The following is a 1,741-nucleotide window of genomic DNA, read 5'->3' on the forward strand; positions in this document are numbered from 1 at the left end:
GGCCGCGCAGATATGTCCGTCACAAGCTGAAAATCCCGCGTCTCACAAAACGCCTCTGGCGTTGTAAGGTTAAGCCTCACGGGTCATTAGTACCGGTTAGCTCAACGCATCGCTGCGCTTACACACCCGGCCTATCAACGTCGTCGTCTTCAACGTCCCTTCAGGAGCATCACGTGCTCAGGGAAAACTCATCTCGGGGCAAGTTTCGTGCTTAGATGCTTTCAGCACTTATCTTTTCCGCACTTAGCTACCGGGCAGTGCCACTGGCGTGACAACCCGAACACCAGCGGTGCGTTCACTCCGGTCCTCTCGTACTAGGAGCAACCCCCCTCAGTTTTCCAGCGCCCACGGCAGATAGGGACCGAACTGTCTCACGACGTTCTAAACCCAGCTCGCGTACCACTTTAAACGGCGAACAGCCGTACCCTTGGGACCTACTTCAGCCCCAGGATGTGATGAGCCGACATCGAGGTGCCAAACACCGCCGTCGATATGAACTCTTGGGCGGTATCAGCCTGTTATCCCCGGAGTACCTTTTATCCGTTGAGCGATGGCCCTTCCATTCAGAACCACCGGATCACTATGACCTGCTTTCGCACCTGCTCGAGCCGTCACTCTCGCAGTCAAGCTGGCTTATGCCATTGCACTAACCTCCTGATGTCCGACCAGGATTAGCCAACCTTCGTGCTCCTCCGTTACGCTTTGGGAGGAGACCGCCCCAGTCAAACTACCCACCAGACACTGTCCGCAGCCCGGATTACGGGCCTACGTTAGAACACCAGCCATTAAAGGGTGGTATTTCAAGGACGGCTCCACGCAGACTGGCGTCCACGCTTCGAAGCCTCCCACCTATCCTACACATCAAGGACCAGTGTTCAGTGTCAAGCTGTAGTAAAGGTTCACGGGGTCTTTCCGTCTTGCCGCGGGTACACTGCATCTTCACAGCGATTTCAATTTCACTGAGTCTCGGGTGGAGACAGCCTGGCCATCATTACGCCATTCGTGCAGGTCGGAACTTACCCGACAAGGAATTTCGCTACCTTAGGACCGTTATAGTTACGGCCGCCGTTTACCGGGGCTTCGATCAAGAGCTTCTCCTTGCGGATAACCCCATCAATTAACCTTCCGGCACCGGGCAGGCGTCACACCGTATACGTCCACTTTCGTGTTTGCACAGTGCTGTGTTTTTAATAAACAGTTGCAGCCAGCTGGTATCTTCGACTGGCCTCGGCTCCGGGAGCAAGTCCCCTCACCTACGCGCCAGCGTGCCTTCTCCCGAAGTTACGGCACCATTTTGCCTAGTTCCTTCACCCGAGTTCTCTCAAGCGCCTTGGTATTCTCTACCTGACCACCTGTGTCGGTTTGGGGTACGATTTCGTGCTGCCTGATGCTTAGAGGCTTTTCCTGGAAGCAGGGCATTTGTTGCTTCAGCACCGTAGTGCCTCGTCGTCACGCCTCAGTGTAAAGTGAACCGGATTTGCCTGGAACACACACCTACACGCTTAAACCGGGACAACCGTCGCCCGGCCAACATAGCCTTCTCCGTCCCCCCTTCGCAGCAGCACCAAGTACAGGAATATTAACCTGTTTCCCATCGACTACGCTTTTCAGCCTCGCCTTAGGGGTCGACTCACCCTGCCCCGATTAACGTTGGACAGGAACCCTTGGTCTTCCGGCGAGCGGGCTTTTCACCCGCTTTATCGTTACTTATGTCAGCATTCGCACTTCTGATACCTCCAGC

1 rRNA gene is annotated in these 1,741 nt (G+C 55.2%); it reads right to left on the reverse strand.

Going from position 1 to position 1,741, the window contains the following annotated elements:
• Window positions 1-65 precede the first annotated feature (65 nt).
• Window positions 66-1,741, reverse strand: a 23S ribosomal RNA gene (locus HP564_RS20160); the annotation flags it as partial.

This window comes from Pantoea sp. KPR_PJ (assembly GCF_041386365.1).
Classification (GTDB): domain Bacteria; phylum Pseudomonadota; class Gammaproteobacteria; order Enterobacterales; family Enterobacteriaceae; genus Pantoea.